The sequence below is a fragment of the Streptomyces pseudovenezuelae genome, from assembly GCF_029892565.1.
In the GTDB taxonomy this organism is placed as follows: domain Bacteria; phylum Actinomycetota; class Actinomycetes; order Streptomycetales; family Streptomycetaceae; genus Streptomyces; species Streptomyces pseudovenezuelae_A.
Window position 1 is genome coordinate 996,157 of the sequence record NZ_JARXVH010000001.1, and the last position, 13,825, is coordinate 1,009,981.

A 13,825-nucleotide genomic window follows, 5' to 3' on the forward strand; every position below is an offset into this window, starting at 1 on the left:
ACGTACAACCATGGCCGCCACCCCGCAGAACCCTGCTGCCGCAGCGCCCCGCCGCAAGGTGAGCCGTCACCGCGGTGAGGGTCAGTGGGCAGCGGGACACTTCACCCCGCTCAACGGCAACGAGCAGTTCAAGAAGGACGACGACGGTCTCAATGTGCGGACACGCATTGAGACGATCTACTCGAAGCGCGGCTTCGACTCGATCGACCCGAACGACCTCCGCGGCCGGATGCGCTGGTGGGGGCTTTACACCCAGCGCAAGCCCGGGATCGACGGCGGCAAGACCGCGATCCTGGAGCCGGAGGAGCTGGACGACAAGTACTTCATGCTGCGCGTCCGCATCGACGGCGGCCGGCTGACCACGGACCAGCTGCGCGTGATCGGCGAGATCTCGCAGGAGTTCGCGCGCGGCACGGCCGACCTCACCGACCGGCAGAACGTCCAGTACCACTGGATCCGGATCGAGGACGTGCCGGAGATCTGGAACCGCCTGGAGGCGGTCGGTCTGTCCACCACCGAGGCCTGCGGTGACACGCCCCGCGTGATCCTCGGCTCGCCCGTCGCCGGCATCGCCGAGGACGAGATCATCGACGGCACACCGGCCATCGACGAGATCCAGAGCCGCTACATCGGCACCAAGGAATTCTCCAACCTGCCGCGCAAGTTCAAGACCGCGATCTCCGGCTCCCCGCTCCTGGACGTGGCCCACGAGATCAACGACATCGCGTTCGTCGGTGTCGAGCACCCCGAGCACGGTCCCGGTTTCGACCTGTGGGTCGGCGGCGGCCTGTCCACCAACCCGAAGATCGGCGTCCGGCTCGGCGCCTGGGTCCCGCTGGACGAGGTCCCGGACGTCTGGGCCGGCGTGATCGGCATCTTCCGCGACTACGGCTACCGGCGGCTGCGCACGCGTGCCCGCCTGAAGTTCCTCGTCGCCGACTGGGGCCAGGAGAAGTTCCGCCAGGTCCTGGAGGACGAGTACCTCAAGCGCAAGCTCGTCGACGGTCCCGCGCCCGCGCAGCCGGTGGCCCGCTGGCGCGACCACGTCGGCGTCCACCGCCAGCAGGACGGGCGTTTCTACGTCGGTTTCGCCCCGCGCGTCGGCCGTATCGACGGCGCCACCCTCACGAAGATCGCCGAGCTGGCCGAGGCGCACGGCTCGGGCCGGGTCCGTACCACCGTCGAGCAGAAGATGATCGTGCTCGACGTCGAGGAGGACCAGGTCGACTCGCTGGTCGAGGGCCTCGCGGCGCTGGACCTGACCGCCAGGCCCTCCTCCTTCCGGCGCGGCACCATGGCCTGCACCGGCATCGAGTACTGCAAGCTCGCCATCGTCGAGACCAAGGCGCGCGGCGCCGCGCTGATCGATGAACTGGAGCGCCGCATCCCGGAGTTCGACGAGCCGATCACCATCAACGTCAACGGCTGCCCGAACGCCTGCGCCCGCATCCAGGTCGCGGACATCGGTCTCAAGGGCCAGTTGGTCCTCAACGACCAGGGCGAGCAGGTCGAGGGCTTCCAGGTGCACCTCGGCGGCGCGCTCGGCCTGGAGGCCGGGTTCGGCCGCAAGGTCCGTGGCCTGAAGGTCACTTCGGACGAGCTGACCGACTACGTCGAGCGCGTCCTCAAGCGGTTCCAGGAGGAGCGCGAGGACGGTGAGCGGTTCGCCGCCTGGGCCACCCGTGCCTCCGAGGAGGCCCTGTCGTGAGCGAGCGGGCCGCCCCCTTCTACTGCCCCTACTGCGGCGACGAGGACCTGCGTCCCAGCGAGCAGGGCCACGGCGCGTGGGAATGCGGAGCGTGCAATCGAGCCTTCCAGTTGAAGTTCCTCGGGCTGCTGTCCCGGGGGCTCCAGCTCAACGAAACGGGAGGGGACGAGATATGACCACCGTTCAGGAAGACCGCACGACCGACGACTTGAAGGCGCTCGCCGAGCAGGCGGGCCGCGACCTGGAGGACGCCTCCGCGCTGGAGATCCTCCAGTGGGCCGTCGACACCTTCGGCAAGCAGTTCTGCGTGACCTCCTCCATGGAGGACGCGGTCGTCGCCCACCTCGCCTCCCGGGCCAGGCCCGGCGTGGACGTCGTGTTCCTCGACACCGGCTACCACTTCCCGGAGACCATCGGCACCCGTGACGCGGTCGAGGCCGTGATGGACGTCAACGTCATCACGCTCACCCCGCGCCAGACGGTCGCCGAGCAGGATGCGGAGTACGGCCCCAAGCTGCACGACCGCGACCCCGACCTGTGCTGCAAGCTGCGCAAGGTCCAGCCGCTGGAGCAGGGCCTGACCAAGTACCTGGCCTGGGCGACCGGATTGCGCCGCGACGAGTCCCCGACCCGGGCGAACACCCCGGTCGTCGGCTGGGACGAGAAGCGCCAGAAGGTCAAGGTCTCGCCGATCGCCCGCTGGAGCCAGGACGACGTGGACGCCTACGTGGCCGAACACGGCGTACTGACCAACCCGTTGCTGATGGACGGCTACGCGTCCGTCGGCTGCGCCCCCTGCACGCGCCGCGTCCTGGAGGGCGAGGACGCCCGGGCCGGGCGCTGGGCGGGCCGCAACAAGACCGAGTGCGGGCTGCACGGCTGACCATGACGATCACTCAGGAGATTCAGGAGACACACGTGACGACCGGAGCCACCGTCTGGCTCACGGGTCTGCCGAGCGCCGGCAAGACCACCATCGCCTACGAGCTGGCCGGCCGGCTGCGCGAGGAGGGCCACCGCGTCGAGGTGCTCGACGGGGACGAGATCCGCGAGTTCATCTCCGCGGGCCTCGGCTTCAGCCGCGCGGACCGGCACACCAACGTGCAGCGCATCGGCTTCCTCGCCGAACTGCTCGCCCGCAACGGCGTCAAGGCGCTGGTCCCGGTCATCGCGCCGTACGCGGACAGCCGCGAGGAGGTGCGGGGGCGCCACCAGGAGAGCGGCGCCGCGTACCTGGAGGTGCATGTGGCGACCCCGGTCGAGGTGTGTTCCGTGCGGGACGTGAAGGGTCTGTACGCCAAGCAGGCGGCGGGCGAACTGAGCGGGCTCACCGGGGTCGACGACCCCTACGAGGTGCCCGAGTCGCCCGACCTGCGCATCGAGTCCCAGCACCAGACCGTCCAGGAGTCCGCGGCGGCGCTCCACGCGCTGCTCACCGAGAGGGGACTGGCATGACGACCGTCGCCACGACCGAGGACGGTACGGCCAGTCCGTACGCCCTCTCCCACCTGGACGCCCTGGAGTCCGAGGCGGTGCACATCTTCCGCGAGGTGGCGGGCGAGTTCGAGCGGCCGGTGGTCCTCTTCTCCGGCGGCAAGGACTCCATCGTCATGCTGCACCTGGCGCTGAAGGCGTTCGCTCCGGCGGCGGTCCCCTTCTCGCTGCTGCACGTCGACACGGGACACAACTTCCCCGAGGTTCTTGAGTACCGGGACCGGACGGTGGAGCAGTACGGCCTGCGGCTCCATGTGGCGTCCGTGCAGGAGTACATCGACCGCGGTGTGCTGAAGGAGCGTCCCGACGGGACCCGTAATCCGCTCCAGACGCTGCCGTTGACCGAGAAGATCCAGCACGAGAAGTTCGACGCGGTCTTCGGTGGTGGACGGCGGGACGAGGAGAAGGCCCGCGCCAAGGAGCGGGTGTTCTCGCTGCGGGACGAGTTCTCGCAGTGGGACCCGCGCCGGCAGCGGCCCGAGCTGTGGAATCTGTACAACGGCCGCCACGCACCCGGCGAACACGTCCGCGTGTTCCCGCTCTCCAACTGGACCGAACTGGACGTCTGGCAGTACATCGCCCGCGAGGGCATCGAGCTGCCGCAGATCTACTTCGCGCACGAGCGCGAGGTGTTCCAGCGGGCCGGCATGTGGCTGACCGCGGGCGAGTGGGGCGGGCCGCGCGACAGCGAGACCGTCGAGAAGCGGCTCGTGCGCTACCGGACCGTCGGTGACATGTCCTGCACGGGCGCCGTCGACTCCGAGGCGACCACGCTGGACACCGTCATCGCCGAGATCACCGCCTCCCGGCTGACCGAGCGCGGCGCGACCCGGGCCGACGACAAGATGTCCGAGGCCGCGATGGAAGACCGCAAGCGCGAGGGGTACTTCTAAGCATGAGCACCACGGAACTCACGGAACTCGCCGAGACGACCCTGCTGCGGTTCGCGACGGCCGGTTCGGTCGACGACGGCAAGTCCACGCTCGTCGGGCGCCTGTTGCACGACTCCAAGTCGATCCTCACCGATCAGCTGGAGGCCGTGGAGCGTGCCTCGGCGAGCCGCGGCGCCGAGGGCCCGGACCTCGCGCTGCTGACCGACGGCCTGCGCGCGGAGCGCGAGCAGGGCATCACCATCGACGTCGCCTACCGCTACTTCGCCACCCCCAAGCGGCGGTTCATCCTCGCCGACACCCCCGGCCACGTGCAGTACACCCGCAACATGGTCACCGGTGCCTCCACCGCCGAGCTGACGGTGATCCTGGTCGACGCGCGCAACGGCGTCGTCGAGCAGACCCGCCGGCACGCGGCGATCGCGGCCCTGCTGCGCGTCCCGCACGCGGTGCTCGCCGTCAACAAGATGGACCTGGTCGAGTACAAGGAGTCCGTCTTCGCGGCGATCGCCGAGGAATTCACGGCGTACGCGCACGAGTTGGGCGTCCCGGAGGTCACCGCGATCCCGATCTCGGCGCTCGCCGGTGACAACGTGGTGGAGCCGTCCGCGAACATGGACTGGTACGGCGGCCCGACCGTCCTGGAGCACCTGGAGACGGTCCCGGTCGCCCACGACCTGAGCCACTGCCACGCCCGGCTGCCCGTGCAGTACGTGATCCGGCCGCAGACCGCCGAGCACCCGGACTACCGGGGATACGCCGGTCAGATCGCCGCCGGCAGCTTCCACGTCGGCGAGCCCGTCACCGTACTGCCCTCGGGCCGCGCCTCCCGGATCTCCGGTATCGACCTGCTCGGCGAGCCGGTCGACGCCGCCTGGACCACGCAGTCGGTGACCCTCCTGCTGGAGGACGACATCGACATCTCGCGCGGCGACCTGATCGTGCCCAGCAAGGACGCCCCGGCGACCACGCAGGACGTCGAGGCGACCGTCTGCCATGTCGCCGACCAGCCGCTGACCGTCGGCCACCGGGTGCTGCTCAAGCACGGCACCCGCACGGTCAAGGCGATCGTCAAGGACATCCCGTCCCGTCTCACGCTCGACGACCTGTCCCTGCACCCGCACCCGGGACAGCTCGTCGCCAACGACATCGGCCGGGTGAAGATCCGCACCGCGGAGCCCCTGCCGGTGGACTCCTACGCCGACTCCCGGCGCACGGGGTCGTTCATCCTGATCGACCCGAACGACGGGACGACGCTCACCGCCGGCATGGTCGGCGAGTCGTTCGCGGCGCCGGAGCCGGTCAAGGGCGAGGCCGACGACGACAGTTGGGACTTCTGACATGAACTCCCCCGACGTCTACTCCACGTTCGCGAAGGAGGGCGGCCGCGTCGGCAGCGGCGCCCTCGGCAGCGGGCAGGGCGGAGTGGCGCGATGTGTGTGCTGACGTACGCGCACCGCTTGCGCGCCCAGTCCCCCCACCCGACGTCCCGGACACGACGAAGACCCCTGCCGAACTTCCCGGCCACGACCTGAGAGACCGTGACCCGCCGGGCCAACGAGAGGAACGCCTCCCGTGCCTGCCAACCGCTCACCCCGTAGTGGGTCCTTTCGCACCGGCATAGCCGTGCTCGCCGCACTTCCCCTGCTGGCGCTCGCCGCCTGCGGTTACGGCTCCGACTCCGACAAGGCGGAAACCTCCAAGGTCGCCGCCGGCGCCAAGAAGATCGACGGCCTCGACTCCGTCAAGATCGGCTACTTCGGCAACCTGACCCACGCCACCGCACTCGTGGGCGTGCAGAAGGGCTTCTTCCAGAAGGAGCTCGGCGCCACCAAGGTCGCGCCCGCCATCTTCAACGCCGGTCCCTCCGAGATCGAGGCGCTGAACTCGGGCTCCATCGACATCGGCTGGATCGGCCCCTCCCCGGCGATCAACGGCTACACCAAGTCCGACGGCAAGAGCCTGAAGATCATCGGCGGTTCGGCCTCCGGCGGCGTGAAGCTGGTCGTCAACCCGAAGAAGATCAAGTCCCTGAAGGACGTCAAGGGCAAGCGGATCGCGACGCCCCAGTTGGGCAACACGCAGGACGTGGCGTTCCTCAACTGGGCCGCCGAGCAGGGCTGGAAGGTCGACGCGCAGAGCGGCAAGGGTGACGTCACCGTCGTCCGCACCGACAACAAGATCACCCCGGACGCCTTCAAGTCCGGCTCGATCGACGGCGCCTGGGTGCCGGAGCCGACCGCGTCCAAGCTGGTCGCCGAGGGCGGCAAGGCGATCCTCGACGAGTCGACGCTGTGGCCGGACAAGAAGTTCGTGATCACGAACATCATCGTGCGGGCCGCCTTCCTCAAGGAGCACCCGAAGGCCGTCGAGGCCGTGCTGAAGGCCTCCGTCGAGACCAACAAGTGGATCAACGCCAACCCGGACGCGGCGAAGGCCTCGGCGAACAAGCAGCTGGAGACGGACTCCGGCAAGGCGCTGTCCGCCGACGTCCTGGACCCGGCCTGGAAGTCGATCCAGATCACCGACGACCCGCTGGCCTCCACCCTCAACTCCGAGGCGGAGCACGCGGTCAAGGCCGGTCTGCTGGAGAAGCCGAACCTCGACGGCATCTACGACCTCACGCTCCTCAACAAGGTTCTCAAGGCCGCGGGCGAGAGCACGGTAGACGCCGCCGGTCTCGGCACCAGCTGACGTACCCGACGAGTCCCAGGAGGTGACGACCATGGCCACGACCACGACACTCGCCAAGGCCGACGAGTCCGTCGAGTACGCCGCACGCCTCGATCATGTCTCGAAGTCCTTCGCGACGCCGGGTGGGCAGCAGCTCGTGCTGGACGACATCAGCATCGATGTCGCTCCGGGCGAGTTCGTCACCCTCCTGGGCGCCTCGGGCTGCGGCAAGTCCACGCTGCTGAACCTGGTGGCGGGCCTCGACCGACCCACCGGCGGCTCCATCACGACGGAGGGGCGCCCGGCCCTGATGTTCCAGGAGCACGCCCTCTTCCCGTGGCTGACCGCGGGCAAGAACATCGAACTCGCCCTGAAACTCAGGGGAGTTCCCAAGCCCGAGCGGCGCGACAAGGCCGAGGAACTCCTCGAACTGGTCCGCCTGAAGGGCGCGTACGGCAAGCGGGTGCACGAACTGTCGGGCGGTATGCGCCAACGCGTGGCGCTGGCCCGCTCGTTGGCGCAGCAGAGCAATCTGCTGCTGATGGACGAGCCGTTCGCCGCGCTCGACGCCATCACCCGGGACGTGCTGCACGACGAGATCACCCGGATCTGGGCGGAGACCGGGATCTCCGTCCTGTTCGTCACCCACAACGTGCGTGAGGCGGTGCGGCTCGCGCAGCGGGTGATCCTGCTGTCCTCCCGGCCGGGCCGGATCGCGCGCGAGTGGACGGTCGACATCCCGCAGCCGCGCCGCATCGAGGACGCGCCCGTGGCCGAACTGTCCGTCGAGATCACCGATGTCCTGCGTGGGGAGATCCGCCGTCATGGCCAGCACTGAGACCACACCGGTCCGGGACGCCGGCAACGGCAACGGCAGCGTCGAGGCGGGCCTGGACGCGCTGGAGACGGCGGCCACCGGCCGGCCGACCTTCCGGCAGACCTTCGTCAGCAAGATCCTGCCGCCGATCATCGCGCTCGGCGTGGTCCTCGCCGTCTGGTTCCTGCTCTACCCGATCGTCGACGACCCGACCAAGCTGCCCTCCCCCGGCGCCGTGGGCAGCGCGTTCAAGGAAGCCTGGCTGAAGGGCGATCTGCTCGGCTACATCTGGACCAGCGTCTCGCGCGGTCTGCTGGGCTTCTTCTTCGCGCTGCTCATCGGCACCCCGCTGGGACTGCTGGTGGCGCGGGTGAAGTTCATCCGCGCGGCCATCGGCCCGATCCTGTCCGGGCTCCAGTCCCTGCCGTCGGTGGCGTGGGTGCCGCCGGCCGTGATCTGGCTGGGCCTGAACAACTCGATGATGTACGCGGTGATCCTGCTCGGCGCGGTCCCCTCCATCGCCAACGGCCTTGTCTCCGGCGTCGATCAGGTGCCGCCGCTGTTCCTGCGCGCGGGTCGCACGATGGGCGCCACGGGTCTCAAGGGCATCTGGCATGTCACCCTGCCAGCCGCGCTGCCGGGCTATGTGGCCGGTCTGAAGCAGGGCTGGGCGTTCTCGTGGCGCTCGCTGATGGCGGCCGAGATCATCGCCAGTTTCCCCGATCTCGGCGTGGGCCTGGGGCAGTTGCTGGAGAACGCGCGCACCGCCAGCGACATGGCCATGGTGTTCGAGGCGATCCTGCTCATCCTGTTCGTCGGCATCGCGATCGACCTGCTGATCTTCAGTCCGCTGGAGCGGTGGGTGCTGCGCAGCCGGGGTCTGTTGGTGAAGGGCTGAACGACGTATGCGCTCTCCGGTCCTTCTCGTCATCGCCCACGGCAGCCGTGATCCGCGGCATGCGGCGACCGTGCACGCCCTGGTACGGCGGGTTCGGGCGGCGCGGCCGGGGGTGCGGGTGGAGGTCGGGTTCCTGGACTTCAACGTCCCGTCCGTGAACGGGGCGTTGGAGTCGCTGGCGGCGGAGGGGGTTCGGGACGTCGTCGCGTTGCCGTTGTTGCTGACCCGGGCGTTCCATGCGAAGGCGGATATTCCTGCGGTGTTGCGGTCCGCGCCGGCGCGGTTGCGGATTCGGCAGGCGGAGGTTCTTGGGCCGTCGCCGTTGTTGCTGTCTGCGCTTGAACGGCGGTTGTTCGAGGCGGGGTTGACGGCTGCGGACAGGTCATCGACGGGGGTTGTGCTGGCGTCTGCGGGGTCCACTGACCCGGAGGCGATCGCGGTGATCTCCGGGATCGCGCGGGAGTGGCAGCGTGGGGGGTGGTTTGCGGTGCGGCCTGCTTTCGCCTCAGCGGCGCTGCCTCGGACCGAGGATGCGGTGCGGGAGTTGCGGGCGCTTGGGTGTGGGCGGGTTGCTGTTGCCCGGTATGTTCTCGCTCCCGGATTTCTGCCGGACCGGATTGCGCAGGGCGCGAGCGAGGCGGACATGCTTGCCGAGGTCCTTGGCCCGGCGCCAGAAGTGGCACAGGTGCTATTGGAGAGGTTCGACGAAGCACTCACGCCGGCGCTTGCTGCCGTAGGGGCCTAGGAATTGCCGCGGTTTGTTGTTTGGCGGGTGCGGCTGCATTGTGGCTGGTCGCGCAGTTCCCCGCGCCCCTTTAGGGCGTTGCCCTAAAGGAGTTGGCCTGTTCTGCCAGCCTGAGCAGTTCCCGTAGCGGCATTGATCCGGGGGCCCGGTGCTCCCTTGCGAACTGGTTGGCCAGGCGTTGCAGCAGGTCGTTCAGGGGAGTTGGTACGTCGTGCAGGCGGCCCAGGAGGGTGATCTCGCCGTTCAGGTAGTCCGCCTCGATGGTGCCGGTGGCTCGGGTGAGGGACTGCCAGGAGGAGCCGCCGCCCCTTGGGGCTCCGGCGAGGGGGACCAAGTCGACCTTGTGGCCCCGTAGTTCTCGCTGTTCCTCGACGCTCGCGTACGCGATGCCGGCCGCGTCGAGCACCGCCGCGCCCTCGGCCCGTACTCGTCCGAACAGCTCCTCGGCCTCCTCGGTGTCGACCGGGCCGGTGACCGCCTCCAGGGCGTTGCCGAGGTTGCCGAGGAGCTTGGCGTACTGCCAGCGGGAGACGTCCGGGATGACCGGGGCCTCGAAGTGGGACTTCTCCAGGTCGGCGGCTACCAGGCGGGTGGTCTCGTCGGTGCCGTGGGGGTGGCGGCCGAGGTGGAGGATGCCGGTGAGAGGCGCGCCGCCCGCGGAGACGGAGCCGGGTTCGACGAAGGTGGCCGGCAGCCAGACGCAGACGCCGTATACGTGTCGGAAGACTCGGAGGGCGAGGCGCTGGCCCTCGACTCCGTTCTGGGCGCAGAAGAGGGGCAGGCGTTCTGCCGCCGTGCCGCCGCCCGCGACCGGTGCCGGGCCCCAGGACGCCAGGGCGGCGACTGTGTCCTGTGTCTTGACGGCGAGGATCAGGACGTCGTCGGTGCGCAGTTCGCCGAGGTCGTCCGGGCTCTCGACGGCCGGCAGGCGGTAGGTGAACTCGCCGTCCGGGACGCGCAGTTGCAGCCCGCCGTCCTGCAAGGCCGCTAGGTGGGCGCCCCTCGCTACCAGAACGACCTCATGCCCGGCCCCCGCGAGGCGCCCGCCGATCGCGCCGCCGACGGCCCCTGCTCCGATGATGATGTAGCGCATGGCACGAGCCTCGCACAGTGCTCAAACGGGGGTGGCGGTGAGGTCCACCAGCTTGGACACGGTGTTCCAGTTGCGGGTCGTGGCGATCAGGCCCTTGTTGATGCGGGGCTTGGCGAGGTGTTCGGCGAGCTTGGAGCGGCCGAGGCCGTCGGGGGCGTAGAGGTAGAGGGCGCGGTCGCCCAGGCGGAACGCCTCCGGGAGGTAGGTGTCCCGGTCGATCTCCGCGAAACGGTCCGCGTCCACGGGGGTGGAGAAGTACGTGACGTGGAGCTGCTTCGGCTCCAGGTCCGCGGCCGGGAAGGGGCAGGCCGCCGCGATCGCTGCCAGGTAGGCGTGGTCGCGGACGATCACGTCCACCGGGAAGCCGAACTGCTTCTCGATCGCCTGCGTCAGCTCCGCGGCCAGCGACTCCTCGTCGCCGTGGGCGGTGGTGAAGATCGCCTGGCCGCTCTGGAGGTGAGTGCGGACGTCGCCATGGCCGAGGCCGTCCATGAGCTGACGCAGCTCGGCCATCGGGAGTTTCTTCTTGCCACCCACATTGATCCCGCGCAGCAGCGCCGCGTACGTCGTCGTCATGGGCACACCATAGGTCCTGTCGTCAGATTCCCGTCGTCGCCCGGAGGGCGGCCCCGCGGCGCCAGGTGCGTGCTCTCGGCATGCCGGGCGCGGCCCCTCGTACTGGTTGTACGTGGGGCTGTGCCCGGTGCGGCGAGAGTGCGTGCACGGCGTCGCGGGGCAGACGGGAATTTGACGACAGGGCCTCGGCCGTCGTGCCCCGTGGGGGTGGGCACGACGGCCGGGTCCGCGTGGGCGAGGTATGCGTGGGCGGGCTGCGCGAAACTCTCGCCCATGGGCGGGCCGGGGGCAACACCTGCACACAGCTGTGACTTGTTCAACAAGCTTTCGTAATCACAAACGGGATCCCGCCCTACGGACCGGACACCTCGACGGGTCGGACACCTTGATGCCGAGCCGCCGTGTCCCGGATAGATGTAGGGGACCCTCGTCCTCCCAGACGGTGACGACCGGGGGTTTACCGGGGGGTCGTGGGGATGACACGGGGCGGAACACCTCACCGGCGAGCACGATGAGATGCGTTTATCCGGCCCATACCTTCGAGAGGACAGGTGGCGGCAGGGGTCGTCACCGTGACGAGGGGGCAAGCCCGTCATGGGGAACGGAGAATCGCGGGTGCGGGGCGTCGCAGCCCGAGCCGGTGGCTGGAGCGCTCGGCATCGATGGGCGGCGATCGGCATATGGGTGCTGTTCGTCGTCCTGGCGATGGGGCTCGGTTCGGCGACGGGCCGGGTCGATGTCAAGGACAGCGACCAGCTCAAGGGGGAGACACACACCGCCGCCCAGATCATCGAGGACGCGGGGATCGACGAGCCGGCCAGTGAGACGGTCCTAGTCCAGGCGAGGAGCGGCGGGGTCAAGGCGACGGACGCCCGGTTCCGGGCCGCGGTGGACGCGGTCGTCAAGGCGGTCGACGGGACCGGCAAGGTCACGGACGTGACGTCGCCGTACGACACGGACACGATCTCCAAGGACGGGCGCAGCGCGCTGGTGCAGTTCGACATGCGCGGCGACTCCGAGACCGCGGGTGAGCGGGTGGAGCCGGTGCTGAAGGCCGTCGAGGGGGTACAGAAGGAGCACGAGACGCTGCGGATCGAGGAGATCGGCGGCGCGAGCATGCAGAAGACGTTCGACGACGCGTTCGGGGACGACTTCGAGAAGGCCGAGCTCTCCGCGGTGCCGGTGGCCCTCGGCATTCTGCTCATCGCCTTCGGCGCGCTGGTGGCGGCCCTGCTGCCGGTGGCTCTGGCGGTCACCGCGATCATGGCGACGATGGGCCTGATGGGCGTCGTCAGCCATGTGATGCCGATGAGCGACACCGCCAACTCCGTGATGCTGCTGGTCGGTCTGGCCGTCGGTGTCGACTACTGCCTGTTCTATCTGCGCCGTGAGCGCGAGGAGCGCGCCGCGGGCCACGACGCCCACACGGCACTGCAGATCGCCGCCGCCACCAGTGGCCGCGCGATCATCGTCTCCGGTGTCACCGTGTGCGTGGCGATGGCGGGCATGCTCTTCACCGGGCTCGCCGAGTTCGAGGCGATGGGCCTGGCCTCGCTGATGGTCGTGGCGGTCGCCATGGTCGGCTCCGTGACGGTGCTGCCCGCGGTGCTCTCGCTGCTGGGCGAGCGGGTCGAGAAGGGCCGTATCCCCTTCCTGCGCAAGGCCATGGAGCGCCGGGCCGCCCGCACGGGCGGGGAGAGCCGGTTCTGGACCGCCGTCCTGCGCGGGGTGCTCGCCAAGCCGCTGGTGGCCGTACTGGTCGCGGCCGGCGCACTGCTGGCGATCGCGGCACCCGCGGTCGGCATGAAGACCCAGAACCTCACGCTGGACCAGGAGTTCGGCGACTCGCTGCCGATCGTGCAGACGTACAACCGCGTCAACGACGCCTTCCCGGGCGGCTCCGAGCCGGCCGAGGTGGTCGTCAAGGCGAAGGACATCAACGCACCCGCGGTGAAGTCCGCGCTCGCCGACTTCCGTGACCGGTCGATCAGTTCGGGCGCCTCGCGCGGCCCGGTCGAGATCAAGCTGCACGACGCGCAGAACATCGCCTACGTGTACGTCCCGCTGGTCGGCGGCTCCGACCTCGACAAGGCGGGCGCGAGTCTGAAGAAGCTGCGCGACGAGGTCCGGCCCGCGACGCTCGGCAAGGTGGACGGCGTCCAGGCGCCGATCACGGGACAGGTCGCCGGTTCGCAGGACTTCAACGACCAGCTCGGTGGCGCCGTCGTCCCGGTCTTCGTGTTCGTGGTGGTCTTCGCCTTCGCGCTGATGCTGCTGTCGTTCCGCTCGCTGACGATCGCGATCACCTCGATCGTGCTCAACCTCCTGTCGGTGGGCGCCGCTTACGGGATCCTCGTGGGCGTCTTCCAGCACGGCTGGGGCGCGTCCCTGGTGGGCGCGGAAGGTGTCGGCGCGATCATCACCTGGCTGCCGCTGTTCCTGTTCGTGATCCTGTTCGGCCTGTCGATGGACTACCACGTGTTCGTGGTCTCGCGGATCCGCGAGGCGCGGCTGCGCGGGCGCACCACGCGGGACGCGATCCAGCACGGTGTGGTCACCACGGCCGGTGTCGTCACCAGTGCCGCGGTCATCATGGTCGCCGTGTTCGCGATCTTCGGGACGCTGTCCATGCAGTCCATGAAGCAGATGGGTGTCGGCCTCGCGGCCGCGGTGCTCATCGACGCGACGATCATCCGGGGCGTACTGCTCCCCGCGGTGATGGCCCTGCTGGGCGAGCGCAACTGGTACTTCCCGAAGTGGCTGCACCGGCTGCCCGACCTCACGCACGACGAGTCCGCCGAGATCGCCGCACCGCCGGTGACGCGGGACGACGAGGGCGAGCGGGTCCGGGTCTGACCCTCCGCGCGTGGTCCGGCCCTCCACAGGGTCGGACAACCGTGGGGCCTCAACCACCGCGCGGCTAGGGCCCGT

General features: G+C 69.5%; 13 protein-coding genes. 11 read left to right on the forward strand and 2 right to left on the reverse strand.

The features are described 5' to 3' along the window. Positions 1-10 precede the first annotated feature (10 nt). From M2283_RS04370 to M2283_RS04415, 10 genes are all read left to right on the forward strand, one after another. On the forward strand, positions 11-1,708 hold the full coding sequence (locus tag M2283_RS04370; protein WP_280874603.1) for a nitrite/sulfite reductase: 1,698 nt from the start codon (positions 11-13) through the stop codon (positions 1,706-1,708). After that, positions 1,705-1,884 (forward strand): hypothetical protein, encoded by a 180-nt coding sequence (locus M2283_RS04375; RefSeq protein WP_280874604.1) that lies wholly within the window; start codon positions 1,705-1,707, stop codon positions 1,882-1,884. The genes M2283_RS04370 and M2283_RS04375 overlap by 4 nt, the downstream gene beginning before the upstream one ends. Further along, a complete protein-coding gene (locus M2283_RS04380; RefSeq protein ID WP_280874605.1) occupies positions 1,881-2,591 on the forward strand; it encodes a phosphoadenylyl-sulfate reductase in 711 nt (236 codons plus the stop codon). The genes M2283_RS04375 and M2283_RS04380 overlap by 4 nt, the downstream gene beginning before the upstream one ends. 2 nt (positions 2,592-2,593) lie before the next feature. Next, on the forward strand, positions 2,594-3,163 hold the full coding sequence (gene cysC / locus M2283_RS04385) for an adenylyl-sulfate kinase (protein ID WP_280874606.1): 570 nt from the start codon (positions 2,594-2,596) through the stop codon (positions 3,161-3,163). Then, positions 3,160-4,095, forward strand: a complete 936-nt coding sequence (gene cysD, locus M2283_RS04390; protein ID WP_280874607.1) for a sulfate adenylyltransferase subunit CysD — start codon at positions 3,160-3,162, stop codon at positions 4,093-4,095. Before cysC ends, cysD begins: the two co-directional genes overlap by 4 nt. 2 nt (positions 4,096-4,097) lie before the next feature. After that, positions 4,098-5,432, forward strand: coding sequence for a sulfate adenylyltransferase subunit 1 (locus M2283_RS04395; protein ID WP_280874608.1), 1,335 nt, complete (start codon positions 4,098-4,100; stop codon positions 5,430-5,432). Between the two features lie 235 nt (positions 5,433-5,667). Then, on the forward strand, positions 5,668-6,786 hold the full coding sequence (locus M2283_RS04400; RefSeq protein WP_280874609.1) for an aliphatic sulfonate ABC transporter substrate-binding protein: 1,119 nt from the start codon (positions 5,668-5,670) through the stop codon (positions 6,784-6,786). A 31-nt stretch (positions 6,787-6,817) separates the two neighbouring features. Beyond that, complete coding sequence (locus M2283_RS04405; RefSeq protein WP_280874610.1) at positions 6,818-7,603, forward strand: ABC transporter ATP-binding protein; 786 nt, start codon at positions 6,818-6,820, stop codon at positions 7,601-7,603. Beyond that, positions 7,590-8,480 carry an ABC transporter permease gene (locus M2283_RS04410; RefSeq protein ID WP_280874611.1) on the forward strand — a complete coding sequence of 297 codons (891 nt, stop codon included), beginning with the start codon at positions 7,590-7,592 and terminating at the stop codon, positions 8,478-8,480. The genes M2283_RS04405 and M2283_RS04410 overlap by 14 nt, the downstream gene beginning before the upstream one ends. A gap of 7 nt (positions 8,481-8,487) precedes the next feature. After that, positions 8,488-9,225, forward strand: a complete 738-nt coding sequence (locus M2283_RS04415; RefSeq protein ID WP_280874612.1) for a sirohydrochlorin chelatase — start codon at positions 8,488-8,490, stop codon at positions 9,223-9,225. Positions 9,226-9,295: 70 nt separating this feature from the next. Here the strand turns inward: M2283_RS04415 and M2283_RS04420 are convergent, their stop codons facing one another. Together M2283_RS04420 and M2283_RS04425 are read right to left on the reverse strand one after the other, a co-directional pair. After that, positions 9,296-10,318, reverse strand: coding sequence for a ketopantoate reductase family protein (locus tag M2283_RS04420; protein WP_280874613.1), 1,023 nt, complete (start codon positions 10,316-10,318; stop codon positions 9,296-9,298). Between the two features lie 21 nt (positions 10,319-10,339). Then, the gene (locus M2283_RS04425) at positions 10,340-10,894 is read right to left on the reverse strand and encodes a DUF1697 domain-containing protein (protein ID WP_280874614.1); all 555 of its coding nucleotides are present in this window, start codon (positions 10,892-10,894) and stop codon (positions 10,340-10,342) included. A 594-nt stretch (positions 10,895-11,488) separates the two neighbouring features. Between M2283_RS04425 and M2283_RS04430 the strand changes: the two genes are divergently transcribed. Further along, positions 11,489-13,750, forward strand: a complete 2,262-nt coding sequence (locus tag M2283_RS04430; protein WP_280874615.1) for an MMPL family transporter — start codon at positions 11,489-11,491, stop codon at positions 13,748-13,750. Positions 13,751-13,825 lie beyond the last annotated feature (75 nt).

What these genes read in the sequence shown, in the direction of transcription:
- M2283_RS04370 (WP_280874603.1), top strand. Translation starts at nt 11, where the DNA reads ATGGCCGCCACCCCGCAGAACCCTGCTGCCGCAGCGCCCCGCCGCAAG.
- M2283_RS04380 (WP_280874605.1), top strand. Translation starts at nt 1,881, where the DNA reads ATGACCACCGTTCAGGAAGACCGCACGACCGACGACTTGAAGGCGCTC.
- cysC (WP_280874606.1), top strand. Translation starts at nt 2,594, where the DNA reads ATGACGATCACTCAGGAGATTCAGGAGACACACGTGACGACCGGAGCC.
- cysD (WP_280874607.1), top strand. Translation starts at nt 3,160, where the DNA reads ATGACGACCGTCGCCACGACCGAGGACGGTACGGCCAGTCCGTACGCC.
- M2283_RS04395 (WP_280874608.1), top strand. Translation starts at nt 4,098, where the DNA reads ATGAGCACCACGGAACTCACGGAACTCGCCGAGACGACCCTGCTGCGG.
- M2283_RS04405 (WP_280874610.1), top strand. Translation starts at nt 6,818, where the DNA reads ATGGCCACGACCACGACACTCGCCAAGGCCGACGAGTCCGTCGAGTAC.
- M2283_RS04410 (WP_280874611.1), top strand. Translation starts at nt 7,590, where the DNA reads ATGGCCAGCACTGAGACCACACCGGTCCGGGACGCCGGCAACGGCAAC.
- M2283_RS04415 (WP_280874612.1), top strand. Translation starts at nt 8,488, where the DNA reads ATGCGCTCTCCGGTCCTTCTCGTCATCGCCCACGGCAGCCGTGATCCG.
- M2283_RS04420 (WP_280874613.1), bottom strand. Translation starts at nt 10,318, where the DNA reads ATGCGCTACATCATCATCGGAGCAGGGGCCGTCGGCGGCGCGATCGGC.
- M2283_RS04425 (WP_280874614.1), bottom strand. Translation starts at nt 10,894, where the DNA reads ATGACGACGACGTACGCGGCGCTGCTGCGCGGGATCAATGTGGGTGGC.
- M2283_RS04430 (WP_280874615.1), top strand. Translation starts at nt 11,489, where the DNA reads ATGGGGAACGGAGAATCGCGGGTGCGGGGCGTCGCAGCCCGAGCCGGT.